Annotated in this window: 1 protein-coding gene; it reads right to left on the minus strand. The window is 63.3% G+C overall.

Annotation, left to right across the window (positions count from 1 at the left end):
- Positions 1-30: 30 nt before the first annotated feature.
- Positions 31-1,595, minus strand: a protein-coding gene (locus JYJ39_RS13875) for an IS3 family transposase (RefSeq protein ID WP_205205229.1) whose coding sequence is annotated in 2 segments (ribosomal slippage) — positions 31-1,157 and positions 1,157-1,595 — 1,566 coding nt in all. Because the reading frame shifts where the segments join, the coding sequence is not laid out codon by codon here.
- Positions 1,596-1,663: the final 68 nt, after the last annotated feature.

A 1,663-nucleotide genomic window follows, 5' to 3' on the forward strand; every position in this document is an offset into this window, starting at 1 on the left:
CGGAGCAAGTCAAGATAGTTGTCGCCTGATTCATGCGGCGAACCGTGTTTTATTTTCAGCCTGGAGGTCACGGATGACAGCGTCTCGCTCGGGATTGAGCGTGACAGGACCGACCGGTGACCAGTCGCGCGTATTCCCTGACCAACGAGCGGGGTTGTCTTCGCGTGCCTGGAGATACGTCTGATGACGAGCTGCCAGGATGGCGTGGTCTTCCCCTGCGTGGCGCTGAGCGGGCGTGACATAACGGATGCCGCTGTGGCGATGATCAAAGTTGTACCAGCGCACGAATTCATGGCCCCAGGCGCGTGCCGCTTCCAGATCGGCAAAGCCGCGCGTCGGGAATTCCGGGCGGTACTTGGCGGTTTTGAAGAGCGATTCGACGAAGGCGTTGTCGTCAGAGACGCGCGGCCGCGAGTACGACGGCTTGACACCCAGCCAGTGGAGCATGGACAGCACCGTGGTGGCCTTGAGCGTGCTGCCGTTATCGCCATGCAGCACGGGCTTCTCCGGCAGGGCATGGACGCCTTCGGTCAGTGCGGTGCGCTTGAGCAGGGCGACAGCGTGGTCAGCCTCATCGCTGGCATGAATTTCCCAGCCGACGATTATCCGGCTGTAGAGGTCCATGATCAGGTACAAGTAGAGCCACTGCCCCTGTACTTGAGTAGGCAGGTAAGTCATGTCCCAGCACCACACCTGGCCGGGGACCGTGGCGACGTGCGTAGTCGGCGTCCGGGCCGGTTGTGGCGCCCGGCTACGGCCCCGATGGGCGTTCTGGCTATGGGCACGCAGCACGCGCTGGAAGCTCGATTCGCTGGCGATATAGATGCCTTCGTCGGCCAGCGCCGGCACGATACGGGCAGGCGGTTGGTCGGCAAAGCGTGGCTCATTGGCAACGGCCAGAATCCGGGCTCTTTCCTCCTCGGTCAGCGCGTGGGCGGGTATGGGTCGCGTGGCGGCAGGACGCCGGTCACCAACCGCCAGGCCGCCGTTCGCCTGCCAACGCTCGAAAGTGCGCACGCTGATGCCGACCACCTCACAGGCAGGGCGCAAACGGGCACCGGCGGTATGCGCGGTCTTGATGTGCTGGACCCAGGTTTGGCGATCTTCCAGGCCGATCATTCGTCCTCGTCCTTGTCCTGTTGGAAGATCGCCTCGAGTTTTTTTGAGAGCACCAGCAAGGCGGCTGTTTCGGCCAGCGCCTTGTCCTTCCTGCGTAACTCGCGCTCCAGTTCCTTGATGCGCCGCCGGTCGGCCTTGGTTTCGCGTGGGGAGGCACGCGCTTCCTCCGGTTCCGCCAAGGCTTGCGTGGCCGATAGCCGCCACTGCTCGAGTTCCTGCGGATACACACCGCGCTCGCGGCACCACGCGCTCTTGCCGGCCTCGTCCAGCGACGCCGTCATCAGCACTGCCTCGAACCGGGCCGCCGCTGTCCATGCCCGCTCGCGAGCGGGCATGGACAGCGCCTCTGCTCGCCAACGCTCCAGCGTCGTCACCGAAATGCTCAACTCCCGAGCCACCGTTTCGATCGGCGCACTTTCCGGCGGCAACAACCTCGACACCGCTTTGTCCTTGAATAACTGTCCGTATCTCGCCACTTCCTTCTTCCTCTATCGCCCCTCAATTCAAGATTCTATCGAAGCGACAACTATTCTGACCCAGGGGG

It is taken from the genome of Azonexus hydrophilus, from assembly GCF_905120355.1.
Taxonomy (GTDB): domain Bacteria; phylum Pseudomonadota; class Gammaproteobacteria; order Burkholderiales; family Rhodocyclaceae; genus Azonexus.